Raw genomic sequence first — 24,141 nt, forward strand, 5'->3', positions numbered from 1 at the left:
CCCTAGCCGCCGTTCGCGATGGTCAGCCCTTCGTGTGCGATCTCGAGCGTTTCGACAGCCACCTCGTTGCCGTCCGATTTGAGGTCGGTGCCGGTGATCTTGGTGGGCCAGGCGTTGGCCAGTTTCCAGACCATCGTGGGTGCGGCCGCCTGATCCAGCAGGCTGATGGTGACGGCCTGCCGCTTGATCGTGTTCATCGAAATCTGCGAATACCAATCCCAGAATTTATTGTCGTTGACGAATACGCCCTTTTTCATCGTCACATTTCCGGTCTTTATCAATCCCGGCATCTTGATCGTGGAAAAGACCTTATTGTCGCCGGCGCGGTATTCGATTGGCTGCGCTTCGGTATCCAGGCCCGAAACTTCCTGAAAGGCGATTTTGCCGACGTCGGTAATCTCGACACTGAAATAGAATTTCGGAAGGGGCCAGATATCGTTCTGTTCTTCACCTGCCATTGGAAAAGTCCTTTAATAATTCTCAGGAGGTCTGCATTTTCTGCTGGAACGTGATAACGATGAATTCCGCCGGGCGCGTGATCGCCACCCGTACGGTCACCCGCATGTATCCATCCAGGATATCGTTGCCGGTCATCGTCGATCCCAGCCCGACGCTGACGTCATAGGCGTCGGCCGGTTTGCTGCCCGCCAGTGCGCCCGCCTTCCACTGGTTGTTGAGGAAGTTTTCCAGCATCGTCTTGACGGTCTGCCAAGTGCCCGCGTCGTTGGGCGCAAACACGTATGCCAGCGCCGCGTAATAGACCGACTGTTCCAGCATGATCAGTGTGCGGCGCACGTTGATGTAGCGGAAGTCCTGCGAATTGCCGTCCAGCGTGCGCGCGCCCCAGACCAGGACGCCGCGTCCCATGAAGGTGCGGATCGCATTCACCGCCTTGCCGTCCAGCGGCACGTTCAGGTCCTGCTGCTGTTCGCTGGAAATCGCCACGGTGGGCGAATCGCACGACATGATCCCGGTGTTGGCCGGCGCCTTGAACACGCCAAAGGTATTGTCGGTGCGGGTATAGACGCCCGCCATCGCGCCGCTGGGCGGCAGCACGTTCATCGCCTTCAGAAGGCCTTTCATCACCTCGACATAGGTCGGGCTGATCGCCTTGAGCGACAGATGCGTCTGCAGGGCTGGATATTGTTCCGAAGGCGCCTCGGTCAGGCGCGCGATGAGCGCGGTCACGGCAGGCGGAACCGTCTTGCCCGCCGCGCTGGCAAGGGCCGCCTGTTCGGCGTCGATCTCTTCCTTGAGCGCGCCCCGGCTGTCCTCGGTCAGGTTGGTGTACATCACATCCGTTTCCGAGGTCACGGTGGAGTTGAGCCAGGGATAGTAGACCATGCCGTAGCTGGGCTTGTCGCCCAGCACGACCTTCTGGCGAAAGCCGTCTTCACCGTTGATCACGGTGTCGATGTCCGGGTTGGCCCCGTCATAGATGTCGAGGATCGCAACCCGGCTTTGCAGGTCGGTGCATTCCTTCACCATCCGGCCCGAAATCGTGTTGTAGTCAGCCTGGTTCAGCGCGACCGCGTCGGGCACGACGTACATCGTCGGCTCCTGCTCTTTCGCGAGGGCCTGCCACATCGCGTCGGTGAAATCGCCCTGGCCGTACTGATCCGCCGCGTATCCGCCGATCGACACGATCCAGCAGGGCCCGCCGCCGTTGTTGAAGAAGATGCGCATGGAGTTGTAGAGGTAGAAGGCCTGCCCGTCCTCGGTGAAATCGACGGTTTCGTCGTCGTTCACCGTGCGGTTGAACAGCCGATCCGGGGGGCCGCCGAACAGGTCTTCAAATTCGGTCATCGTGGTCAGGCGGGTGGGCACGTTGGTAAGTGGCGTGGTGCCGCGCGCCGCCTTCTGGGTGTAACCGATGAACGCGGGAACGGCGGTGGCCACCTCGACGACGGAATTCGGAAAGGCGGGTTTTTCAACGATATAGACGCCGGGGGTTTTGTAGTCGGCCATGAGGATCTCCGTTCTGGGGTGGCGCCGGCGGGCGAGGGTCTACCGGGGTCGGAAAGGGGAAGTCGGCGGTCAGACGCGCTGCGCGGCGCGGCAGGCCTCGGCCTTGTCGATCTCGTCGATCTTCTTGTCATAGGCCGCCAGCGCCTCGGCATCGTCGGCGGCCTTGGTCAGCTTGGCCAGCTCGATCTCGGATTGCACGATTTGCTTTTCCTCTTCGGTCTCGTGCTCGCGGTAGGCGGCGAGGGCGGCATCGGCCTCTTTCTTGGCCTTTTCCGCGGCGATGACCTGGGCCTTGGCGTCGCCCTGCGCCTTGGTCGCGGCGTCAAGGTTGCCCTGCGCCGCCTTGACCGCATCGGCGGCCTGCTTCTGTTGGCGCTGCAGATCGGTGAGCTGAAGGGTGAGCGTGTTCAGCGTGTCGCTGGTGTCGTTGAACTTCTTCTTGTCGTCGGTGACCAGTTTGTCCGTCGCCTCGAGCGTCGCGTCGGCGATGGTCTTGGCGGTGGCCGCCTTGGTCGCGGCGGTTTCATAGGGCTTGGCTTTTTCCAGCGCCTCGCGATAGGCGGCGGTGTTGGCGGCAAGGGCCTTTTCATAGGCGACCTTGGCCTCCTGGCGCTTTTGCTTGTCTTCGGCCTTGGCGGCATCCTCTGCGGCCTTCGCGGCACGTTCGGCTGGCGTCATTTTCTTCTCCTCGGGTTTGCTGGATTTCGCTGACCCGGAAGACGCGGATGTGGTGTTCTTGGAATTGTCAGCCATAAAAATCTCCATTGTCGGGATTCAATGCGAATATCCCGGGCAATCGTCACAACGGACGATAATCAATCAGTCTGGTTTCTGGTGGTGCCGTTCAGAAAGAAAAATGCGACACTGAAATCTTAACGAAACATATCTATCGAGATGCAGACCAGCCAATCGATCCGCGACTATCCTGGAACTGTCCCACAGGAGTCGTTTTCTTTCAAGAGTTTTGTGGTGGTGGCCTGGTACGCAACGGCTCGCATAGGTTGCGGCGCTTCTTGGGCGGGGCGCTGCGATCCAGGGCCGGGGGGCGGGTTTCATCCCCGTGGCATCTGTCCTGGCAGGCTGTCCGAGAAGGGGCGGTGAGGGCCTGCGCAACACGGATCTGGCCCTTCAATCGCCATTCCGGGGCGCCGTTCGGGCAGGGCCGGACCGGGCGATCTGCATGTGGCACGACAGCCCGACATCGCATAGTGCCCAAGTCACGATTGTTCGATCACGTTTCGTCAAAGTTGTTGAATTTCTTTACATAACCCTTACTGTTGACGTGGCAGTATAAGAACAAAAATTTAGTGGTGTACGATGCCCGATATAGGCGAACAGATTGCAGCCCTTCCAATGCGTTGGGACAAGTCCGGAAATCTCAAGGTGCTTCTGATCACCTCGCGCGACACGGGGCGGTGGGTGATGCCGAAGGGTTGGACGATGAACGGGTTCAAGCCCTGGGCCGCGGCCGAGATCGAGGCGCTGGAGGAGGCGGGCGCCAAGGGCTATATTTCCAAGGACCGGATCGGCGTCTACCGATATCCCAAGATCCTTGACGACGGGCGTATCATCCCCTGCCGCGTGCGGGTGTATCCGATGATCGTCGAAAGGCTCAAGAAGAACTGGAAAGAGCGGGACGAACGCCGACGCCGGTGGTTTTCGCCCAAGGCCGCCGCAGCGCTTGTCAACGAGCCGGACCTTGCCGACCTTTTGAAAACGCTTTCAAAGAATCCTAAGAAACAGCCGGTGATCCAGAGCCTTCTGAAGGCGTCCTGACATGGTGCGCGGGTGGCTTGCCCGCCGCGCGTTCAGCACATCCCCCGTCGAACGCGTTCAGCGCTCTTCGCGGTGCACCAGTTTCAGCATTTCGATGATCGTTTCGTTCGTGAAAGGCAGATCGCCGACATGCACCCGGCACGGCATCTGCGTCAAATCCAGCGTCGTGCTGCTGACCAGCGCCAGAAGCGGCGCGTCATGCGCGACCAGAGCTTCGCCCACGGCCATGATCGCCGGAAACTTGCGCGGGCCGATCGCGATGGCGGCCGTGACCCTGTCACGCGCCCTGATCAGAGAAACCGCCTCTGCTTCGGTCGCGAGCGCTTCGATTGTGGCTTTGGGATCGAACGCGCGCACGACATCGACCGCATCCTCCGCCACGAAGGCGTCGGTGCAGATCACGACATACAAGTGCTCCGGCGTCAGCATCACCGATTTCGACCCGGGACTCATCGGTTCGGGGATTCTTTCCATGGCGCATATGGAACATGTCTGGGATCTTGCGCATTAAACTACGACATAGGCGGAGAAAAAGATGTCCATCAAATGTATAAACTGCCCGATCCGCAAGGCAGAGATTTTTCAGCCCATGGGCCGTGAAACGCTGGAGTTCATGCAGCGTTTCAAGGTCGGCGAACTTGAAGTCGAACCGCGAACGCCGCTCATGTCAGAAGGCGCGAATGCGCCGCAGCTATTCACTGCGCTGTCCGGAATGGGGCTGCGGTACAAGCTTTTGCCGAACGGGCGCAGACAGGTTATTTCGCTGGTCCTGCCCGGCGATTTCATCGGTTTACAGGCCGGAGTGATGAAAGAAATGACACACTCGGTCGAGGCGACGACCAGCATGAAACTATGTGTCTTCGACCGCTCCGAGCTTTGGACGCTGTACCGCAGCCTGCCCGAGCGCGGCTTTGCCCTGACATGGCTCGCCGCCAGTGAAGAGCGGTTTCTGGGCGAGGCGCTGACATCGCTTGGCCAGCGCAGCGCCATCGAACGGGTGGCCTGGGCGATGGCGCGGATTTTCCGCAGGCTCAGCGAAACCGGACTGGCACGGGGCAAGAGTGTGCCCTTGCCCTACCGGCAGCAGGATCTGGCGGATGGGCTTGGCCTGTCGCTTGTGCATACCAACAAGACTTTGGCCAAGCTGCGCGAACGGCAGCTATCGAGCTGGACCGATGGCACGCTGACGGTGCCCGACCTTGAAGAACTCGAAGACGTGGCGATGATGGATCATTCGGAATTGCCGATCCGGCCGCTGATGTAGCCACCGCGCCTCAGGGCTTGCGGCGGGGCGCGTCGTGGCCGCCGGGACGCCCGGCGGGCTTTTTCGCGCCTTTGCCCGGGGGGGTGAACCGCTTGCTGGTGTCCGATGCCTTGGCTTTGGGTTTCCCCGGCGCCGCGGCTTTGGCCGAGGGTTTGCCATCCTTGCCCGCGGGCTTTCCGAACGGTTTGCCGCCGCCCTTTCCCTTTGCCGCCGGTTTGCCCTTGTCTTTCGCTGACCACGGTTTCGCCTCGTATTTCGCAGGCTTGCGCTCTGACTTCGGCGCGGGCTTCGCGGCGGGTTTCGGAGTGATGGCGCTGTGCACGGCCTCGTCCCGCGGGGGGCGCGGCTCGGCTGGTGTCGGGCGCGGTGTCCGCGCAGGTGCCGCGCGCGGGGCATCGTCCGCCGGGCGCGGTCGGCGCGGTTTGCCGGGTTTCGCATCGCGGCGCGGGGCCGGGGCCAGGTCCGGCGCGGCGTCCAGCCGGGTCAGGCGAATGCCGTCTTCCAGCGCGCCATCGGGGCCGACCGCGCTGACAAAGCCATCCACCGCAGAGGTCGCGATTTCGACATAGCTTTCGCTTTCCTGAATGCGGATCGCTCCAAGCGCATCCTTGTCGATATTGCCCGCGCGGCAAAGCAGCGGCAACAGCCAGCGCGGCTCTGCCCGCTCGTTGCGGCCCACGGACAGTTTGAACCAGACCGACGGGCCGAATTCGCGTGGCTTGCGCTCGGGCTTGGCGTCGGGGGGTGACAGGTCTTCGGGGGCCGACCGGCGGGACTGGTAAAGCCGCAAATAGGCGGCGGCAATCTGGTCGGGCGTGAACTGTGCCGTCAGTTTGGCGGCAAAAGCAGCCTCAGCCTCGCTCGGCGCTTCGGACCATGCGGGATCGGTCAAAAGCCGCTCTTCCTCGCGCGCGGCGATGTCGTCGGCAGACGGCGGGGTGGTCCATTCGGCCTGCAGTTTGGCGAATTTCAAAAGCCGTGTCGCCTTGGACCGGACCTTTGGCAGTACGATCAGTGCCGACAAGCCCTTGCGCCCGGCCCGGCCGGTGCGGCCTGACCGGTGCAGCAGCGTTTCGGAATTGCTGGGCAGTTCGGCGTGGATCACCAGATCCAGGTTGGGCAGGTCGATGCCGCGCGCCGCCACGTCCGTCGCCACGCAGACCCGCGCACGCCCGTCGCGCATCGCTTGCAGGGCGTGGGTGCGCTCGGTCTGGCTCAACTCGCCCGAGAGCGACACGACGGCAAAGCCGCGGTTCGACAGCCGGGCGGTCAGGCGTGCGACCATGGCGCGGGTGTTGGCAAAGACGATGGCGTTCTGCGCGTCGTGAAAGAGCAGCAGGTTGATCACCGCATGTTCGGCATCGTGCTGCGCCACACCCAGCGCCTGATAGGTGATGTCGGCGTGCTGGCTGGCGCCGGTCGTGGTGTTCACCCGCGCCGCGTCGGTCTGGTAGGTCTGCGCCAGCGTCGCGATCATCTTGGGCACGGTGGCCGAGAACATCAGCGTGCGGCGGTCTGCCGGCGCCTCACCCAACATGAACTCCAGGTCTTCGCGGAACCCGAGGTCGAGCATTTCGTCCGCCTCGTCCAATACCACGGCACGGATGCCCGACAGGTCCAGCGATCCGCGCTGGATATGGTCGCGCAAGCGGCCCGGCGTGCCCACGACGATATGCGCACCGCGTTCCAGGCTGCGCTTTTCGGTACGCATGTCCATGCCGCCGACGCAGGTGGCGACGACTGCGCCGGTGCGCGCGTAAAGCCAGGTGATCTCGCGCATGACCTGAAAGGCCAGTTCGCGGGTGGGGGCGACGATCAGCGCCAGCGGCGTCGCGGCGGGGCCCATGCGGTCGGCCCCCTGCAGCAGGGTTTCGGCGATGGCGAGGCCAAAGCCCACGGTCTTGCCCGACCCGGTCTGCGCCGACACGAGCATGTCGCGCCCCTGAAGCGCCGGGTCGGTCACCGCTTCTTGCACGGGGGTGAGGGTGTCATAGCCTTTTTCGGCCAGGGCGTCGGCGAGGGTCTGGATCATGGCGGCCTTGCGAATTGTCGGGCCGGATGCGCCCGGCCAAGGCGCCGCCCTATCCGCTCTGGCGGCGAATGTATAGGGGCCAGAGCAGAGTGCTGCACCGTTTTCTTCGAAGAAAACGGGCCGGAAAATTTGAATTTTCCGGGCGCCGGTCTGCGCGGCCCAAGGTCAGGACGCCGCGGCGAACCCGCCGTAACCACCCCCGAAGAACAGCAGCGGATCGCCGTCGCGTGTGGCCACCCGGGTGACACGTGCCACGATGATCGTGTGATCGCCGCCGTCATGCTCCGCCGTTTTCGTGCATTCGAACCGCGACAGGCAGCCCCCCAGCAGCGGCACACCCTTCGCGCTTTCGTGCCAGTCGAAGCGGTCGAAGGCATCGCCGCTGCGGGCAAAGCCGTCGCAAAGCGCGCTTTGTTCGGCCCCCATGACGTGGATCGCGAAATGATCGGCGGCGGCGTAGAACGGATAGCGGCTTGATCCCTTGGCGGGTGCCCAAAGCACCAGCGGCGGGTCGAGCGACACGGAGGCAAAGCTGTTGGCGGTGATCCCCAGCGGCCCGTCGGGGGTTGCGCAGGTGATCACCGTCACGCCGGTGCCGAACCGGCCCAGGGCATCGCGAAAGGCGCGGCTGTTTTCCGTGGCGGGGTCGAAATCATGCTCGGGTGCGCTCATCAAAGGCTCCCTTTGCCCGCGGGCGGGGTCGGGCATGCCTCAGGCGACCTCGTGGCCAAGGGCGAGGGTGTATAGTTCAAACCATGTCTCCCGATCCATCCGGATGTTTGCAGCATCGCCGATCCGGGCGATGCGGTCCAGATTGTTGGTCCCGAGGACAGGTAGGATGCCGGAGGGATGGGCCAAGAGCCAGGCGATAGCGACGGCGGTTTCGTCGACGTCATTCTCTTCGGCTACCCGTTCCAGCGCCCGCCGCAATTCCGCATGCCGCGTGTCAAAGAACAGCGCACCACCCCCCAGCGGCGACCAGGCCATCGGCGGGATACCGCGTTCCTGCAAAAAGGCGAGGTCGCCATTGGTCAGCGCGGAATGTTCCAGCAGCGAAATCTCGATCTGGTTGGTGGCAAGCGGCGTCGTCATCCCCGATTGCAGCAGCGACCAGTCCCAGGGTTTGAAGTTCGACACCCCCACCGCACGGACCTTTCCGGCGGTCACAAGCTCATCAAGCGCCGCGCCGGTTTCCAGATGATCCATCAGCGGATCGGGGCGGTGGATCAGCAAAAGATCGATCACCTCGGTCTTCATCAGCTTCAGCGACTGGTCGACCGAGGCGTGGATATGCGCCCGGCTGGTGTCGTAATGCTTGACCCGCGCGCCCGCGTGGCGTCCTGCGGGCGCGACGATATCGCATTTCGTCACGATCTCGATCTTCGCGCGCAGCTCAGGTGTCAGCGCGTTGCCCAGGATCTCTTCGGCCATGTAGCCGCCGTAGATATCGGCCTGATCCATCGTGGTGATGCCCTGATCAAGACAGGCGTCGATCTTGGCGCGGACGTGTTCGGGGCGGGTGTCGTCGTCGTCACCCAGCCGCCACATGCCATAGACAAGGCGCGACAGGCTGACATCGTTGGACAGGGAAACTCGGTTCATCAGCGGCGGACTCCTACGCCCAGGGGCGTGGCTGGTGTGGATTGCGGCACGCGGCCATAGGCGTGGGGCAAGGAGCAGGTGTTCATCTGCGGCAGCACCCGCGACCCGAAATGGCGGCATTCGTCGATATGCGGATAGCCGGAAAGGATAAACGCGCGAATGCCCATCTTCTGATAGCTTTCCAGCTCTGACAACACCTGATCGGTGCTGCCGACGATGGCCGCGCCGCAGCCCGACCGCGCGCGCCCGACGCCCGTCCAAAGGTGCGGTTCGATAAAGCCTTCCATATCCGCCAGTTCGCGGTTTTTCGCCTGATGGGCCACGCCCAGCGATGTGGCGTCAAGCGCGCGATCGCGGATCGTCTTGCCCGCGTCGTCGTCAAGCTGGCTGACCAGATGTTGGGCGTATTCGCGGGCCTCGGCCTCGGTGTCCCGGACGATCACGTGCACCCGCAAGCCGTAATCCAGCGTGCGGTCGTATCTTTCGGCCACCGCATGCACGTCGCGCATCCGCTGCGCCAGAGCATCCCTGGTTTCGGGCCACATCAGGTAAACGTCGCAATGCTGCCCGCAAAGCTCCAGCGCGTCCGGAGAATAGCCGCCGAAATAGAGAAGCGGCCCGCCGGTCTGGTAAGGTTTGGCGGGGTCGGTCGTCAGCCCCTCGAACTGATAGACCTCGCCCTGATAATCAATCTCGTCCTGCGTCCAGGCCTGTTTGAGGATCTCGACCACCTCGCACGAGCGTTGGTAGCGATAGGGCGAAGGTTCCTTCTGCCCCGGAAAATCGCTGCTGATGATGTTTACCGTCAGCCGACCCTCGAGCATGTGATCCAGCGTCGCGATGGTGCGCGCCAGCATGATGGGCTGCATCTCACCGCAGCGGACGGCGGCCAGCATGTTGATCTTGTCGGTGATCGGGGCGCAGCCCGCGACAAAGCTCAGCGTGTCCTGACCGACCTGATACGACGACGGACACAGGATGTTGCGAAAGCCTTGACGCTCGGCCTCTTTCACGATGGCGGAACAATGGTCCCAACTGGATCGCAGGCTGCCGTCGGGCACGCCCAGATAGGCGTAATCGTCTGAACAGAGGGCGGAAAACCACGACACCTCTGCCGCGCCAAGATCGGGTGAGGTGATCGGAACGATGGTCATGCGCAGCCCCCCGGAGTGCATCAATTGCGCTTGCGTAGCACCGCATCTAATGTAAATCAATAATGCATCAATTTCAAAGGTGCCCGCCGCCGTGACCGACCGCCATGCCCTGCCGCTGCACGTGCAGCTGAGCGAGCTTCTGATCCGTGAGATCACCGCCGGGCGCTATGTGGACGGCGACCGGCTGCCGCCAGAGCGCGTGCTGGCGGCGCAGCTTGGCACCTCGGTCGGGACGTTGCGCAAGGCGCTTGCGACACTCACTGAAAAGGGCCTGCTGGAGCGAGTGCAGGGGTCCGGAAATTATGTGCGGGCGCGCACGGACACGCAGAGCGTATATGCGTTTTTCCGGGTTGAGCTTTTGCAGGGTGGCGGGTTGCCGACCGCGCGATTGCTGGATGTCGGGCGGCACGCCAAGCCGGCCGGTCTGCCCGCCTTTGGCACCAGCGACGCGGGCCACCGAATTCGCCGCCTGCGCAGTCTGAGCGGTACGCCCGCGGTGCTTGAGGAGATCTGGCTTGATGCGGCCTACACGCCCCGGATCGACGCGGATGACCTGTCAGAGTCGCTTTATCTTTACTACCGCGAAAAGCTGGGCCTCTGGATCAGCCGGGTCGAGGATCGTGTCGGACTGGCCCCGGTGCCGGATTGGGCCGATCCGGCGTTCGGCAACGCCTCCGGGACGCCTTGCGTCATGGTGGAACGGATCAGCTGGGCGCAGGACGGCGCGCGGGCCGAGGTGTCGCGCAACTGGATCGACACGACCGTCGCGACCTACGTCGCGCGGCTGACCTAAGGATGACTGGCATGGGGACCCTGCGTTACGGGATCATCGGCTGCGGCATGATGGGGCAGGAGCATCTGCGCAACATCGCCTTGCTGGACGGGGCCGAGGTGGCGGTGATCTTTGAACCCGACGCGGCGATGCGTGCAGCGGCACTGGATCTGGCCCCGGCGGCCGTGGCCGCCGCGTCGGTCGAGGCGCTGCTGGCGCATCCCGGTCTGGACGCGCTGGTGATCGTGTCACCCAACCACCTGCACGTCCCGCAGATGGAGCTGATCGCGCAAAGCAACCCTTTGCCGGTGTTGGTGGAAAAGCCGCTTTACACCGCGCCCGAGGATGACGCCCGGATGGCCGACTTTCTGGCCCGATACCCGGCGCCGGTCTGGGTGGCGATGGAATATCGCTATATGCCCCCGGTTGCGGCGCTGATCGACCAGGCGCACGCGGCGACCGGCGGGGTGCAGATGCTGACCATCCGCGAACACCGGTTTCCGTTCCTGCCCAAGGTCGGGCACTGGAACCGGTTCAACCGCAACACCGGCGGGACGCTGGTGGAAAAGTGCTGCCACTTCTTTGACCTGATGCGGCTGGTGCTGCGGTCCGATCCGGTGCGGGTCATGGCCAGCGCCGGTCAGGCGGTCAACCACCGTGATGAATCCTATGATGGCGAGGTGCCGGATATCTGGGACCATGGCTATGTCATCGTGGAGTTCGCCAGCGGCGCCCGCGCCATGCTGGAGCTTTGCATGTTCGCCGAAGGCAGCCGCTATCAGGAAGAGATCAGCGCCGTCGGCCCCTTGGGCAAGATCGAGGCCCTTGTGCCCGGGCCGGGCCGGTTCTGGCCCGCCGATCTGGGCGCGCCGCCGGTGCCGCAGGTCATCGTCAGCCCGCGCGCGCCCAAGGGTCCGGTGGCAGTGGATATCCCTGTGGATCCCGCGCTGCTGGCGGCGGGGGATCACAACGGATCGACCTATTACCAGCACCAGCGATTCCTGCGGATGCTGCGCGGGCAGGGCGGGACAGAGGTCACGTTGCACGACGGGCTGATGGCGGTACGCATGGGGCTGGCGGCGCAGCAGTCGGCGCTGACCGGGCAGGCGGTCGCGATCTGAAGTGGCGGGCCGCGCCTCAGCGTTGCAAAAGATACGTGTCCATGATCCAGCCATGACGCGCGCGAGCGTCTTTGCGGGTGGCAAGGATGCGGTCGCGGACTTCTGTCAGCGGACCGCTGTCGAGGATCTGTTCCGGCATCCCCAGAAACGCACCCCACCAGATGGTCACGCCGTCGGGTGGAAGATCCATGAACCGCGCCTCTCCGTCCAGCATCACCACCAGCGTATCGGTGCCCTCGGGCCAGCCTGCGTCATGCAGCCGCCGCCCGGTGGTGATCTGCACCGGCCCGTTCACGGTGTTGAGCGGGATGGCATGCGCCGCCGTCAGCGCCTGGATGGCGGTGATCCCGGGCACCACGCGCAGGCGCGGCGCGGGGTCCAGCCGCGTGGCGATGCGCATGGTGCTGTCGTAAAGCGACGGATCGCCCCAGACCAGCAGCGCCACCGGCCCGTCGGGTGCCGCGTCGGTGACGGCGGCCTGCCAGCGGCGCGCGATCTCGTCATGCCAGGCGGCGACACGCGCCTGATAGGGCAGCGCCGGGTCGCGCACCGGATAGTCGAAGGGAACGACGTGGGCCGTGCTGCCGCTCGCTTGCAGGATCGCGTGCCGCATTCCGGCCAGATCATCCTTGCCGGCACCCTTGTGCGGGATCAGGATCAGCGCCGCGTCGCGCAGTGCCTGCATCCCCTCAATGGTGACATGCGCGGGGCTGCCCGTTCCGATCCCGACAAGCCAAAGGTCGCGGATCATGGCGCTACCCCTCGGCCAGCGGGCCGTAGAGGATCAGCGCGGGCTGGTTGCCGACCTCCTGGGCCAGCGTATCGGCAAGGGCGATGACGGTGGTACGCAGGATGCGTTGTTCCGGTCCGCTCACGCCTTCGGCCAGGATCGCCGGCGTATCGGCGGGCAGGCCACGGGCGGTCAGCGCCGCCAACAGCCGCGGAAAGGTGCGTTTGCCCATGAAAACCACGGTCGAGGCCGTCGGGTCGGCCAGAGCGTCGAGGTTGATATCCTCGGGCAGTTGCCCGGTCACGTCATGCCCGGTCACGAACTGCACGCGCCGCGCGGTCAGCCGACGCGTGAGCGGGATGCCCGCCGCCGCCGCCGCCGCGCAGGCCGAGGGCACGCCGGGAATGATCTCGTAGGGGATACCCGCCGCACGCAAGGCGGTCAGCTCTTCCTCCAGCCGCCCGAACAGGCCGCTGTCCCCGGATTTGAGCCGCACCACGCGCTGGTCGATCTGCGCGTAATCCACCAGCAAACGGCTGACATGGTGCTGCTTGGGCGAGGCGCGCCCGGCGCGTTTGCCCACCCCGACCAGATCCGCGCCGGACCGCGCGTGGGTCAGGATCGGCCCCGACGACAGATCGTCAAAGAGCACGGCATCGGCGCGTTTCAACCGGTCCACCGCCTTGAGCGTCAAAAGCTCTGGATCGCCGGGGCCGGAGCCGACGAAGCTCACGAAACCGGTCATGCGGCAGGCTCCTCTGCGGTGATGAGGTGAAAGAACGTGCCGGTGACATGGCCCCGGAAGGATCCGGTCTCAGTCACCGCGTTGCCATCGGCATCGGCCACATCCGCCAGCGCCGCGTCGGGCTGGTCGAGGATGGTCGAATAATGAAACTCGTGCCCGCGCAGGGCCGCGCCCGGGGCGTGACCGGGCAGGGCGCTGCGCAGGACGGCGCGGCGATAGCCCAGATGGAATTTCCGCTTTTCATAGCTGGTGACCAGCCCCAGCAGCCCGGCCATGGCGTGGCGCGTGCCGTCCTTGTCGATCAGCGCCTCGCCCAGGGCCATGTAGCCGCCGCATTCGCCGTGTACGGGCCGGGTTTCTGCGTGTTTGCACAGCCCCGCGCGATAGGTTTCCGCCGCCGCGATCTTGCCCGCGTGCAATTCGGGGTATCCCCCCGGCAGCCAGACCAGGTCGGCCGATGGGTCGGGCGCTTCGTCGGCGAGCGGTGAAAACGGCAGGATTTCGGCCCCCGCGGCGCGCCAGCCTTCGATCAGATGCGGATAGGTGAAGGAAAACGCGGCATCGCGGGCCAGCGCGATGCGTTGCGCGGGTGGCGGCGGCAGCGTCGCGGGCGTGGCAGGCAGCGGCACGCCGCGCGCGGCTTCGCGGATGGCGCCCAGATCCACGTGCGCGCGCAGAAACTCGGCATAGCCTGCGATGGCGGCGTTGAGGTCCGGATGCTCGACCGCCTGGATCAGCCCCAGGTGCCGTTCCGGCAGGGCCAGATCGCCGCGCCGGGGCAGCACGCCCAGCACCGGCAGGCCCGCGCGGTCCATCCCCAGCCGCGCCAGCCGTTCGTGCCGGGGCGAGGCGACGCGGTTCAGGATCACGCCCGCGAAGGGCAGGTCGGGATTGTACTGCCGGAACCCAAGTGCTGTGGCCGCCGCCGACTGCGCCTGACCGCTGACATCGACGACCAGAACCACCGGCCAGCCCATGCGCTGTGCGGTTTCAGCGCTGCTGCCGAACCCGCTTTGCCCGCGCGTGGCGACCCCGTCATACAGGCCCATGGACCCTTCGGCGACGCAGATATCCGCGCCCGTCGCCTGCGCCGCGATGGCGGACAAAAGCTCTGGACCCATGGCCCAGCTGTCGATGTTGAAGGACGCGCGCCCGCAGGCGGCAAGGTGAAAGGCCGGGTCGATATAATCCGGCCCGGATTTGTAAGGCTGCACCTTCACCCCGTCATCGGCCAGTGCCCGGAGCAGGCCCAGCATCACCGTGGTCTTGCCGGTGCCCGACGCAGGTGCCGAAACAAGGATGCCGCGCGGGTCAGTCATGGCTTTGCTCGCTTTCCGGGGTCCAGCTGGCCCAGGGGCTTTCGGCGCTTTGCGGGCGATAGCGGCGGTCGTAATCCGCCGCATAGAGGCAGCTTTCATCGAACCCCTCGCCTGCAAGCGCGGGCCCCACGAGGATCAGCGCCGTGCGGGAAATGCCGCTGTCCACTGCGGCCTCGATCCCCGACAAAGTGCTGCGGATGATCTGCTGGTCCGGCCAGCTGGCGCGGTAGACCACGGCGACCGGGCAATCGGCGCCGTATTGCGGTGTGAGGTCCGCCACGACGCTGGTGAGGTTCTGCACCGAAAGGTGGATCGCCAGCGTCGCGCCGGTGGCGGCGAAATTCGTGAGCGTTTCACCCTCCGGCATGGACGATGCGCGCCCCGGTGTGCGGGTCAGCACCACCGATTGCGCCAGCCCGGGCAGGGTCAGTTCGGCCCCCAGCGCCGCAGCGGCGGCGGAAAAGGATGGCACCCCGGGGGTAACCGACACGGGGATATCCAACGCGCGCAGCCGTCGCATCTGTTCACCCATGGCCGACCAGACCGACAGGTCGCCGGAATGCAGCCGGGCCACATCCTGTCCAGCGGCATGGGCGGCCTTGACCTCGGCGATGATCGCGTCAAGGTCCATCGACGCGGTGTTGACGATGCGCGCGTCGGGCGGGCAATGGGCCAGAACCGCCTCGGGCACCAGCGATCCGGCATAAAGGCACACCGGGCAGGCGGCGATCAGGTCGCGCCCGCGCAGGGTCAGAAGATCGGGCGCGCCGGGGCCGGCGCCGATGAAATGCACGGTCATTCATTCTCTCCTTCGGCCAATGCGCAGGTGGCCATGCGGTCGGTCGATATGCGGCGCGGCTGCAGCAGCGTCGCGCCTGCACCCGCGGCGGCCAGCGCCGCCGCTTCTGCCACGCTGCCGGTGCCGCGCGCGGCCATGGACGTGGCCGAGCGTGTGGCCGTGCCTTGCTGTGCCAGGCGCTGCGGCGGCACCGCGCGGATGGGCAGGCCAAGCGCGCGCGAGAGGGCGACGAACGCCGGGCTTTGCGCCTTGTCGGCGGCGGTGGCAAGGCACTGCGGCCGATGCGCGCCGCAGGCCAGGTCATAGGCATTGCGCAGGCTGGCGGCGCTGGCCGCGGCGCGAAATCCGAAGCCCGCAACGATCATAGCGTGACGCTCCATTGTACGATCGGATAGCTGGATTTCCAGCCCCGGCGCGGCCCCAGGGGGGCGGCCTGCGCCAGCTCAACGCGCAGCAGCTCGCCGCCGTGATCCGCCTGCGCGCGGGTCAGCAGCGCCTCTGTCTCAAGCGTGACAGCATTGGCCACGATCCGCGTGCTAGGGCGCAGGTTGGCCGTGAGCCAGCCCAGCAGGTCGTCACAGAGGCCTCCGCCGACAAAGATCGCATCGGGCACGTCGAGCCCCGCCAGCGCGGCGGGGGCCGCGCCAGTCACCACGTTCAGCCGGTCCACCCCCAGCCGCGCGGCATTGGCGCTGATATTGGCCGCACGCTCGGCGCGTGGTTCGATGCTGGTGGCCGTCAGGGTCGGGTGGCTGAGCAGCCATTCGATCGCGACGGACCCCGATCCGCCGCCGATGTCCCACAGATGCTCGAAGGGGCGCGGGGCCAATGCCGACAGTGTCAGCGCGCGCACCGGGCGCTTGGTCATCTGGCCGTCGCTTTCAAACCAGTCGTCCGGCCGCCCCGACGCCAGCGGCAGCGCCGCACCACGGCCTGCCACGTGCACGGCGGCGCAGACCGGGTGGGCGAAGTCCTGCACGGGCATCGCGTCGGCGCGCGCCTCGGTGCGGCGTTCGCGCGGTCCGCCAAGCGCCTCGAGCACGGTGAGCGTCGATGCGCCAAACCCGCAGTCGGTGAGGTAGGTCGCGAGGTCGCGCACAGCGTCGCCGTCGCGCAGCAGCACGATGGCGCGCAGCCCTTTCGCCAGCACAGGCCGCAGCCGGGTCAGCGGGGCGGCATGCAGGCCGAAACAGGAGGTCGCTTCCAGCGGCCAGACCATGCGCGACGCGGCCAGCGAAAAGGTCGACGGGCCGGGCAGGGCGTGCCATTCGCCGGGTTCCAGATGCCGGGCCAGCGTCGTGCCCGCCCCGAACCAGAACGGATCGCCCGACGCCAGCACCGCCACGCGCTGCCCGCGCAGCGCCAGAAGCTGCGGGATGCCGTCGGCGAAGGGCACCGGCCACTCGACCTGTCGCGCCGCGATCCCAGGCAAGAGCGACAGATGCCGCGGCGGCCCCATGACGATTTCCGCCGCCTCAAGCGCCGATCTGCTTGCAGGCGACAGCCCGTCCGGGGCATCTTCGCCCAGCCCGATCAGGGTCAGCCAGGGACGATCAGCCATGACACCAAACCTGCTTGTCCTCGGAGGCACGACCGAGGCGACGGCACTTTGCCGCGCGATGGCCGAGGCAGGCCTTCACGGCACCATTTCCTTTGCCGGTCGGGTGGATCGGCCGGTGCGCCAGCCGCTGCCGCAGCGGGTGGGTGGGTTCGGCGGGGCCGAGGGGCTGGCGGCCTATCTGCGTGATCACAGGATCACCCATCTGGTCGATGCCACACATCCCTTCGCCGCGCAGATGAGCCACAATGCCGTGACCGCCAGCGCGCTGACCGGCGTTCCGCTGATCGCCCTGACCCGCGCGCCCTGGCAGCCGCAGGACGGCGATCATTGGAGTCACGTGCCGGATATCCCCGGTGCGGTGGCGGCGCTGAACTGCCATGCCCGGCGAGTGATGCTGGCCGTGGGGCGCATGCATCTGCTTGAGTTTGCCCCAAACCCACAGCACTTCTACCTTCTGAGGCTGGTCGATCCGCCGAAAGATCCGCCGCCATTTCCCGACCACGCCATCGTCGTGGATCGTGGGCCGTTCACCACGGCGGGTGATCTGGCTCTGATGCAGGAACACCGCATTGATCTGGTCGTCTCGAAAAACTCCGGCGGCACGGGGGCCAAGGCCAAGCTCATCGCGGCGCGGGATCTGGGCCTGCCGGTCATCATGATCGACCGCCCCGCTTTGCCCGCGCGGGCCGAGGCGCATGACGTCGCGCAGGTTCTGGCCTGGGCGCAGGGTCATGCCACCGACCGGGGTGTGTAAACGAAGGGCGCGCCGTCGCGGGTGATGATGCGGGTGGTCGAGGATCCGACGATCACCATGGTGCGCATATCCGCCATCTCGGGGCGGGCGTCGGGCAGGGGCACGACGCGGATCGCCTCTTCGGGCGTGCTGACCGCGCGGGCAAAGATCACCGGGCGCGCGTCGCCGCAGGCGTCGTTGAGCACATCCAAAGTGCGGGCAAAACCTTCGGGCCGGGATTTCGACCGGGGATTGTAGAACGCCATGGCGAAATCCGCCTCTGCCGCCAGCCGCAGCCGCCGTTCGATCAACGCCCAGGGTTTGAGGTTGTCGCTGAGGTTGATGGCGCAGAAATCATGGCCCAGGGGCGCGCCCGCGCGTGCGGCGGCGGCCAGCATTGCGGTGATGCCGGGGGCGACGCGGATGTCGAGATCGCGCCAATGGTCCGGCCCCGCCTCGACCGCCTCGAACACGGCGGCGGCCATGGCGAACACACCGGGATCGCCAGACGAAACCACAACGACTTGGCGGCCATCCGCGGCCATTTCCAAGGCGTGGCGTGACCGGTCGATCTCGACCCGGTTGTCGCTGGGATGCAGGGTCAGGCCCGGACGTTCGGCTACCCGCGCGACGTAGGGAATGTAGCCCACGATGTCGGTCGCCTGGGCCAGCGCCTCCGTCACCTCGGGCGTGACAAGGTGGTCGGCCCCCGGGCCAAGCCCCGCAATAATCAGCGACCCGGTCACGGCCTGCGCCCCTGACCGTGCACGATCACGATCGAGAAATAGGGGGTGACCTTGCCCTCGGCCTCGGCCAGCTTTTGCACCGTCTGGTTCGGCATGCTGGCGAATTCCACGAGCCAGGCGGCATCGTATTTGCCTGCGGTCTTCAGCGCGCCGCGTATCTTGTCGATGTTGCGCCCGATCTTCATGACGACCAGCGCGTCGGTAATGGCCATGCGGGTGGCCAGCTCGTCCTCGGGCAGGGTGCCCATCAGCACCGTCAGCACATCGTCGCCCCAGGTAATCGGCTGGCCGGTGGCGGTCCAGGCGGCCGACATACCGGTGATCGCGGGCACCACCTGCACCGGCACGTGGTCCTTGAGCCGGGTATAAAGGTGCATGAAGGAGCCGTAGAAGAACGGATCGCCCTCGCAGAGCACCACGATGTCCTCGCCCGCCTGCGCCAATTGCCGAAGATGGGTGGTGCAGTCGGCGTAAAAGGCCGACAGGATCTCGTTGTAGCGCGGATCGGACAGGGGAATTTCCGTGGTGACGGGATATTCCATCGCGAACTCGGTCACGCCTTCGGGCAGCAGCCCATCGACGATCCGGCGCGCCTGGCCGCTGCGCCCGGCCTTGCGGAAGAACGCCACGTGGCGGGCATTGGTCAGCAGCCGATGCGCGCGCAGGGTCATCAGGTCGGGATCGCCGGTGCCAAGGCCGACGCCGTGGACCGTGCCGGGGGGCGTGCGGTCGGTCATTCCGCGCGGCTCGCGATGGCGTTGATAGCGGCGACGGTGATGGCGCTGCCGCCCAGACGCCCCTTGACGATGCAGCAGGGCACCGGCTGATCGGCCCACAGGGCGTCCTTGCTTTCCATCGCCCCGACAAAGCCCACCGGGCAGCCGATGATGGCGGCGGGGCGCGGGCAATCGGGATCTTCGAGCATGTTGAGCAGGTGGAAAAGCGCGGTCGGCGCGTTGCCGATGGCCACCAGTGCACCTGCCAGATGCGGGCGCCACAACTCCAGCGCGGCGGCAGAGCGGGTGTTGGACATCTTCGCCGCCAGATCGCGCACGCCGTCGTCGCGCAGGGTGCAGATCACCCGGTTGTCGGCGGGCAGACGGGGGCGTGTCACGCCTTCGCTGACCATATGCGCATCGCACAGGATCGGCGCACCAGATGCCAGCGCGGCCCGGGCGGCGGTCGCGAAACCGGGGGAGAAGTGGATGAATTCCTCAAGCCCGACCATGCCGGCGGCGTGGATCATCCGCACGGCGATGGGTTCTTCGTCGGGATCGAACCGGGCCAGATCCGCCTCGGCCCGGATTGTGGCAAAGGACTGCGTGTAGATCGCGGCACCGTCGGTTTCGTATTCGTAAGGCATGGTCAGGTCATCAGGTCCAGAAGGTCTTGGGCGGTTTGGCCGCGGCGCTCCGGCTCATCCCACGGGGACCCTTGCCTGACAAGGTCGAAAGCGCCGTCGCGTCCGACGAGCGTCAGGTCCGCCGCGCGGGGGTGGGCGCAGCCCTTGACGCAGCCCGACACGTGCAAGGTTTCGCCGCGGGGCAGGCGCGGGGCCAGCGTGCGGGCCAGGTCGCGGGTGGCAACGCTGGCCTGCGGGCAGAAGGGCGCGCCGGGGCAGGCGTGGGCGGTCAGCAGCGGGTCGCCGGATCGGGTGACAAAGCCCTTGGCCTTTACCTTGCCCGCGCCGCGCAGCCAGAGCATTCGGCCAAGCATGATCCGCAAGCTGCCCGCCCCGCTGTCGCGCATCAGCGCCGAGAGATCGGCAGCGGTCACGTGGCCGAAGGGCAGGCCGATGATCGCCCCTTCCGGGGTCGGGCCGGGCTGACAGGGATCGCCCTGCGAACGCGGCGGCACCTCTTGCCACCGGGCAGGCAGCTTTGTGGTTTTCAGATGCCGTGCCATCCGGCCAGAGGCCGCGCCGCCGGTGTCGATGAACCAGTCCATCAGCGTCCTGAGCGTCGGCATCGCATCGGCCTCGGTGATCCGTGTGCCCAATGCCGCGCCGTCCGCGCGCAGGATCAGCGCGCCGTCGGCGTCGCGTTCAAACCGCACATCCGCCGACCCTGCGGCCAGGTGACCAGCGGCACCGGTGTCGATGGCAAAGCCCATCTTTTGCGGCAGATCGGGCAGATCCGGCAGCGCCCGCAGCAGCGCCGTGCACAGCCGGTGGGTCTGATCACCCCGCGTCCAGTCAGGTGCGATGAGGATGTTGCGGTGGCCCTCGACCGCCGGGTCGACGTCGATCAGCCCCAGCTCTTCCAGCCCGTGCAGCAGCTCTGCATGATCCGCCTCTGCCACGCCGCGAATTTGCAGATTGGCGCGTGACGTAAGATCAATCGTGCCGTTGCCGAACCGTTCGGCCAGCGCGCAGAGGCCCAGAACCTGCGCCGCCGTCAGTTCTGCGAAAAACGGGCGGACGCGGACCACCAGCCCATCGCCCGACAGCATGGGGCGATGCGCGCCGGGGCACCAGCCCTTGATCTGTGGCACGCTCATTCCGCCGCCCCCAGACCGGCCAGCACCGAATTGCGGCGGGTCTGCCACAGCCCCGCCTCTAGCAGGGCGGCAAAGCGCGCCTGCATCGCCGCATGGGCCTGCGGGTTGGCCTCGCGCAGGAAGGCATCGGTCTGCGGATCGCCCAGCGTGGCGTCGTGGTAAAGGTCGAAAAGATGCGGGCTGACCGCGCCCGCCAGATGCGCGAAGGCGGCCATATGATCCAGCGTCGCGGCAATTTCGGCGGCACCGCGAAAATCGTGCCGCCGCATGCCTGCGATCCATCCGGGGTTGGCGGCACGGGCCTGCACGACGCGCGCGATTTCCTCGCTCAAGCCTCTTGCGCGGGGGCGGGCGGGGTCGGTGTTGTCAAGGTGATAGAGCGCGGCCTTGCCGCCTGTCATGGCCTGTGCGGCGGCGAACCCGGCCTCATGCGCGGCGTAATCCTCGGCCAGCAGCAGATCGGTTTCTGGCAGGTCCTGCGGATGCACAAAGGCCTCCGCTCCCGCTACCCGGGCACGCAGACCGGTCGCATCCTGCGTGGCCGCATCGCCGTCGAGCGCCCAGGCGCTGGCCTTGAGCCAGGCCTCGCCCGCCGCCCTCCTGCTGTCCGCGTCATAGCTGTCGAGCGCCGCACCCATGCCCAGTCCGAATTGCCCCGGCGCGGGGCCGTAGACCCGCGCCAGATCGCTTCGGCCCGCGTAGGGGTTCCAGTCCGCCGCCTCGTCCCGCGCCGCAAGCGCCCGCACGGCCTGACCAAAGAGGGTCGAGAGCGTCGGAAAAACATCGCGGAACAGGCCCGAAACACGCAGCGTCACGTCGATGCGGGGGCGATCGAGCTCGGCCACCGGCAGGACCTCGATGCCCGACACCCGTTCTGACCCGGCATCCCAGACCGGGCGGACGCCCAGAAGCGCCAGCGCCATGGCGAATTCCTCGCCCGCGGTGCGCATCGTGGCGGACCCCCAAAGATCGACGATCAAGCCGCGCGGCCAGTCGCCTTCGTCCTGCAGGTGGCGGCGGATCAACTCGGCCGCAAGCCGTTCGCCCTGCGCATAGGCCGCGCGGGTCGGGACCGACCGGGGATCGGTGGTGAAGAGGTTGCGGCCCGTGGGCAGCACGTCAGCGCGCCCGCGATAGGGCGAGCCGGACGGGCCAGACACGATGCGCCGCCCGTCGAGCGCGCCAAGAAGGGCGTCGCGTTCGGCGATGACCGACGCGGCGGTGTCAAAGCTGCCGGGCACGGCGGGCGGGCGGCCCCAGACGTGCAGCCCGTCGCCGAACTGGCTTTCCTTGATATCGCAGACGAAGCGGTCGATGCGGGTGATCGCCTCGGCGCTGCAGGCGGCGCGGTCCAGGCCCAGATCCTCCTCGACCCCCAGCGCCTGCGCCTCGTCCCGGATGTCGGTCTGCAGCCGGTCGCGGCGGCGCGGGTCGAGCCCGTCGGCGTTGGAAAATTCGTCCAGCAGCGCCTCGAGCCGGGCCAGCCGGTCGGGCGTACCGCTGGCGCGCAGCGGCGGCGGGATGTGGCCCAGCGTCACCGCGCCGATGCGGCGTTTGGCCTGAGCGGCCTCTCCGGGGTCATTGACGATGAAGGGGTAGATGACCGGCAGCGCGCCGGTAAGCGCATCGGGCCAGCAGTTGCGCGACAGGGCCACGGATTTGCCCGGCAGCCATTCCAGCGTGCCGTGCGCGCCGATGTGCACCAGCGCCTGCGCGCGCTGCTGCAGCCACAGATAGAAGGCGACATAGCCGTGCCGGGGCACGCGGGACAGGTCGTGATAATCGTCGTCGCGTGTGCGCGGCGTGCCGCGTTCCGGCTGCAGGGCAATGAAAGCCTGGCCAAGCTTCAGCGCGGAGAAATGGAACGCGCCGTCGTGCTGATCGGGATCGTCTTCGGGCGCCCCCCAGGCGGTGTGAAGATCGTCGCGCAGGGTTTGCGGCAGCCCGTCCAGCGCGGCGCGATACTCGGCCAGCGGCCACGCCAGACTGCGCGCCTGCAGCGCCGCGCCAAGATCGGCGGGCGGGGCGGGGATGTCATAGCCCGCCTCTGCCAGATCCTGCAGGATCGCGGCGCAGGAGGCGGGCGCGTCCAGACCCACGGCATGGCCCATCTGCCAGTCCTTGCCCGGATAGGTCGACAGCACCAGCGCTGGGCGGCGATGCGCGGCGGGGGTTGCGGCGAGCGTCAGCCAGCCGTGTACCCGGTCGGCGATGGCGTCAATCCGGTCCGTCTGCGGCACGTGCGAGAAGCGCGAAAACTGCAGGTGATCGTCGCGCCGACCCGGTTCCTTGAACGACGCGACGCCGCCCATGATGCGGCCATCGACTTCTGGCAGGACCACATGCATGGCCAGATCGGCGGGCGACAGGCCGCGGTCGGCCTCGTCCCAGGCCTTGCGGGTCGAGGTGGCCAGCGCCACCTGAAACACCGGCACCTCGCCCGCATCGAGCGGCGAGGTCGCGTCGTCCCCACGACCCGAAAAAGCGGTGGCGTTGATTATGGCGCGCGGGGCGAGGTGGCGGATCTGGCGGCGCAGCCAGCCCGCCGCATCCGGGGCCTTGAGCGACGGTGCAAGAAGCCCCAGCACGTCGTAACCGCGTGCGCGGAAAGCGTCGAAAAGGGCGGCGATCGGGGCGAGATCCGCAGAAACGAGATAGGACCGGTAGAAGGTGACGATCAGACGCGGCTTTGTCTGATCGAGTGCGCGCAAAGGGCAGCAGACGCCATCCTCGGGCGTCCAGGCGCCGACCTGCGGCAGAACCTTCGATCCGATGACTGGCCCCGCGTAAAGCCCCGCCGCCAGCGCCATCTGTGCCAGTGCTGCCTGCGCCGCAACGACCCCGCCAGTGTCGCACAGATGCGCGAGCCGCCGCAGCGTCGATGCGGGCAGGGTCGAGGCGTCGTCCAGCCGCGCATCCGGCCGCCCGTCAGCGGGCAGTACGGCCAGCGCAATGCCGCGCGCGGCGGCCAGCGCCTGCACCTGCTGCAGCCCGTAGGCCCAGTAGGACACGCCGCCGATCAGGCGGATCAGAATGCCCTTGGCCCCCGCCAGCGTCTGGTCGACATAGGTGTCGACCGACAGCGGATGCTTGAGTGCGGTAAGGTTCGCCAGCCGCAGCGTCGGCATGCGCCCCTGCGGCCCGCCGCCGCGATGCCAGCCTTCGCTGAACGCGCCAAGGTCGCTGTCGGAAAACGACAGCACCACCAGTTCCGCCGGGCTTTGGCCCAGATCGCTCGGGGTCTCGGCCTCGTCCAGCCCGTGGCTTTCGCGAAAGATGACATGCATTGCCGGGGTCCACCTGCGGTGGGTTACAAACCC

At 66.7% G+C, this 24,141-nt stretch carries 24 protein-coding genes; 5 read left to right on the plus strand and 19 right to left on the minus strand.

Going from position 1 to position 24,141, the window contains the following annotated elements:
* Nucleotides 1–2: 2 nt before the first annotated feature.
* The 3 genes from ACOXXX_RS17775 to ACOXXX_RS17785 all read right to left on the minus strand — a co-directional run bounded on the left by ACOXXX_RS17775 (nt 3) and on the right by ACOXXX_RS17785 (nt 2,646).
* Complete coding sequence (locus ACOXXX_RS17775) at nt 3–458, minus strand: phage tail protein (RefSeq protein WP_422827951.1); 456 nt, start codon at nt 456–458, stop codon at nt 3–5.
* Nucleotides 459–480: 22 nt separating this feature from the next.
* Nucleotides 481–1,968 carry a phage tail sheath family protein gene (locus tag ACOXXX_RS17780; protein ID WP_422827952.1) on the minus strand — a complete coding sequence of 496 codons (1,488 nt, stop codon included), beginning with the start codon at nt 1,966–1,968 and terminating at the stop codon, nt 481–483.
* 69 nt (nt 1,969–2,037) lie between these two features.
* On the minus strand, nt 2,038–2,646 hold the full coding sequence (locus tag ACOXXX_RS17785; RefSeq protein ID WP_422827953.1) for a hypothetical protein: 609 nt from the start codon (nt 2,644–2,646) through the stop codon (nt 2,038–2,040).
* A 675-nt stretch (nt 2,647–3,321) separates the two neighbouring features.
* Here ACOXXX_RS17785 and ACOXXX_RS17790 point away from each other — a divergent pair.
* The gene (locus ACOXXX_RS17790; RefSeq protein ID WP_422827954.1) at nt 3,322–3,744 is read left to right on the plus strand and encodes an NUDIX hydrolase; all 423 of its coding nucleotides are present in this window, start codon (nt 3,322–3,324) and stop codon (nt 3,742–3,744) included.
* A 57-nt stretch (nt 3,745–3,801) separates the two neighbouring features.
* Here the strand turns inward: ACOXXX_RS17790 and ACOXXX_RS17795 are convergent, their stop codons facing one another.
* Nucleotides 3,802–4,218, minus strand: a complete 417-nt coding sequence (locus tag ACOXXX_RS17795; protein ID WP_422827955.1) for a hypothetical protein — start codon at nt 4,216–4,218, stop codon at nt 3,802–3,804.
* A gap of 61 nt (nt 4,219–4,279) precedes the next feature.
* On the opposite strand from ACOXXX_RS17795, the gene ACOXXX_RS17800 reads away from it, so the two are divergent.
* Nucleotides 4,280–5,008: a Crp/Fnr family transcriptional regulator gene (locus tag ACOXXX_RS17800; RefSeq protein ID WP_422827956.1), complete on the plus strand. Its 729-nt coding sequence runs from the start codon at nt 4,280–4,282 to the stop codon at nt 5,006–5,008.
* Between the two features lie 10 nt (nt 5,009–5,018).
* On the opposite strand, the gene ACOXXX_RS17805 is transcribed toward ACOXXX_RS17800, so the two are convergent.
* The 4 genes from ACOXXX_RS17805 to ACOXXX_RS17820 all read right to left on the minus strand — a co-directional run bounded on the left by ACOXXX_RS17805 (nt 5,019) and on the right by ACOXXX_RS17820 (nt 9,796).
* A complete protein-coding gene (locus ACOXXX_RS17805; protein ID WP_422827957.1) occupies nt 5,019–7,040 on the minus strand; it encodes a DEAD/DEAH box helicase in 2,022 nt (673 codons plus the stop codon).
* 165 nt (nt 7,041–7,205) lie between these two features.
* Nucleotides 7,206–7,712: a flavin reductase family protein gene (locus tag ACOXXX_RS17810; protein ID WP_422827958.1), complete on the minus strand. Its 507-nt coding sequence runs from the start codon at nt 7,710–7,712 to the stop codon at nt 7,206–7,208.
* A gap of 39 nt (nt 7,713–7,751) precedes the next feature.
* Nucleotides 7,752–8,642, minus strand: a complete 891-nt coding sequence (locus tag ACOXXX_RS17815; RefSeq protein ID WP_422827959.1) for an aldo/keto reductase — start codon at nt 8,640–8,642, stop codon at nt 7,752–7,754.
* Nucleotides 8,642–9,796, minus strand: coding sequence for an LLM class flavin-dependent oxidoreductase (locus ACOXXX_RS17820; protein ID WP_422827960.1), 1,155 nt, complete (start codon nt 9,794–9,796; stop codon nt 8,642–8,644). The genes ACOXXX_RS17815 and ACOXXX_RS17820 overlap by 1 nt, the downstream gene beginning before the upstream one ends.
* A 91-nt stretch (nt 9,797–9,887) precedes the next feature.
* Here ACOXXX_RS17820 and ACOXXX_RS17825 point away from each other — a divergent pair, with 91 nt between their 5' ends.
* Both ACOXXX_RS17825 and ACOXXX_RS17830 read left to right on the plus strand, forming a co-directional pair.
* Nucleotides 9,888–10,589 (plus strand): GntR family transcriptional regulator, encoded by a 702-nt coding sequence (locus ACOXXX_RS17825; protein WP_422827961.1) that lies wholly within the window; start codon nt 9,888–9,890, stop codon nt 10,587–10,589.
* 11 nt (nt 10,590–10,600) lie between these two features.
* On the plus strand, nt 10,601–11,689 hold the full coding sequence (locus ACOXXX_RS17830) for a Gfo/Idh/MocA family protein (RefSeq protein WP_422827962.1): 1,089 nt from the start codon (nt 10,601–10,603) through the stop codon (nt 11,687–11,689).
* Nucleotides 11,690–11,705: 16 nt separating this feature from the next.
* Here ACOXXX_RS17830 and cobF read toward each other — a convergent pair whose 3' ends face one another.
* Genes cobF through cbiE form a run of 6 tightly spaced genes read right to left on the minus strand, consistent with a single transcriptional unit; the run spans nt 11,706 to nt 16,843 of the window.
* The gene (gene cobF, locus ACOXXX_RS17835; protein ID WP_422827963.1) at nt 11,706–12,440 is read right to left on the minus strand and encodes a precorrin-6A synthase (deacetylating); all 735 of its coding nucleotides are present in this window, start codon (nt 12,438–12,440) and stop codon (nt 11,706–11,708) included.
* 4 nt (nt 12,441–12,444) lie between these two features.
* A complete protein-coding gene (gene cobA / locus ACOXXX_RS17840) occupies nt 12,445–13,164 on the minus strand; it encodes a uroporphyrinogen-III C-methyltransferase (protein WP_422827964.1) in 720 nt (239 codons plus the stop codon).
* Nucleotides 13,161–14,483: a cobyrinate a,c-diamide synthase gene (locus tag ACOXXX_RS17845; RefSeq protein ID WP_422827965.1), complete on the minus strand. Its 1,323-nt coding sequence runs from the start codon at nt 14,481–14,483 to the stop codon at nt 13,161–13,163. Before ACOXXX_RS17845 ends, cobA begins: the two co-directional genes overlap by 4 nt.
* Nucleotides 14,476–15,282, minus strand: coding sequence for a precorrin-4 C(11)-methyltransferase (gene cobM / locus ACOXXX_RS17850; protein ID WP_422827966.1), 807 nt, complete (start codon nt 15,280–15,282; stop codon nt 14,476–14,478). Before cobM ends, ACOXXX_RS17845 begins: the two co-directional genes overlap by 8 nt.
* Nucleotides 15,279–15,647: a cobalamin biosynthesis protein gene (locus ACOXXX_RS17855; protein ID WP_422827998.1), complete on the minus strand. Its 369-nt coding sequence runs from the start codon at nt 15,645–15,647 to the stop codon at nt 15,279–15,281. The genes cobM and ACOXXX_RS17855 overlap by 4 nt, the downstream gene beginning before the upstream one ends.
* Nucleotides 15,644–16,843, minus strand: a complete 1,200-nt coding sequence (gene cbiE / locus ACOXXX_RS17860; RefSeq protein ID WP_422827967.1) for a precorrin-6y C5,15-methyltransferase (decarboxylating) subunit CbiE — start codon at nt 16,841–16,843, stop codon at nt 15,644–15,646. The genes ACOXXX_RS17855 and cbiE overlap by 4 nt, the downstream gene beginning before the upstream one ends.
* Here cbiE and ACOXXX_RS17865 point away from each other — a divergent pair.
* A complete protein-coding gene (locus tag ACOXXX_RS17865) occupies nt 16,842–17,597 on the plus strand; it encodes a cobalt-precorrin-6A reductase (protein ID WP_422827968.1) in 756 nt (251 codons plus the stop codon). The two genes, cbiE and ACOXXX_RS17865, sit on opposite strands and share 2 nt — an antisense overlap.
* Here ACOXXX_RS17865 and cobJ read toward each other — a convergent pair.
* The 5 genes from cobJ to cobN are packed head-to-tail and all read right to left on the minus strand — an operon-like array spanning nt 17,573 to nt 24,108.
* Nucleotides 17,573–18,322 carry a precorrin-3B C(17)-methyltransferase gene (gene cobJ, locus ACOXXX_RS17870; RefSeq protein ID WP_422827969.1) on the minus strand — a complete coding sequence of 250 codons (750 nt, stop codon included), beginning with the start codon at nt 18,320–18,322 and terminating at the stop codon, nt 17,573–17,575. The two genes, ACOXXX_RS17865 and cobJ, sit on opposite strands and share 25 nt — an antisense overlap.
* Nucleotides 18,319–19,059: a precorrin-2 C(20)-methyltransferase gene (locus ACOXXX_RS17875; RefSeq protein WP_422827970.1), complete on the minus strand. Its 741-nt coding sequence runs from the start codon at nt 19,057–19,059 to the stop codon at nt 18,319–18,321. Before ACOXXX_RS17875 ends, cobJ begins: the two co-directional genes overlap by 4 nt.
* A complete protein-coding gene (locus tag ACOXXX_RS17880; RefSeq protein ID WP_422827971.1) occupies nt 19,056–19,685 on the minus strand; it encodes a precorrin-8X methylmutase in 630 nt (209 codons plus the stop codon). The genes ACOXXX_RS17875 and ACOXXX_RS17880 overlap by 4 nt, the downstream gene beginning before the upstream one ends.
* Nucleotides 19,686–19,687: 2 nt before the next feature.
* The gene (locus ACOXXX_RS17885; protein ID WP_422827972.1) at nt 19,688–20,821 is read right to left on the minus strand and encodes a cobalamin biosynthesis protein CobG; all 1,134 of its coding nucleotides are present in this window, start codon (nt 20,819–20,821) and stop codon (nt 19,688–19,690) included.
* Nucleotides 20,818–24,108 (minus strand): cobaltochelatase subunit CobN, encoded by a 3,291-nt coding sequence (gene cobN, locus ACOXXX_RS17890; protein ID WP_422827973.1) that lies wholly within the window; start codon nt 24,106–24,108, stop codon nt 20,818–20,820. Before cobN ends, ACOXXX_RS17885 begins: the two co-directional genes overlap by 4 nt.
* Nucleotides 24,109–24,141 lie beyond the last annotated feature (33 nt).

This window comes from Thalassococcus sp. BH17M4-6, from assembly GCF_049323015.1.
Classification (GTDB): Bacteria; Pseudomonadota; Alphaproteobacteria; order Rhodobacterales; family Rhodobacteraceae; genus Puniceibacterium.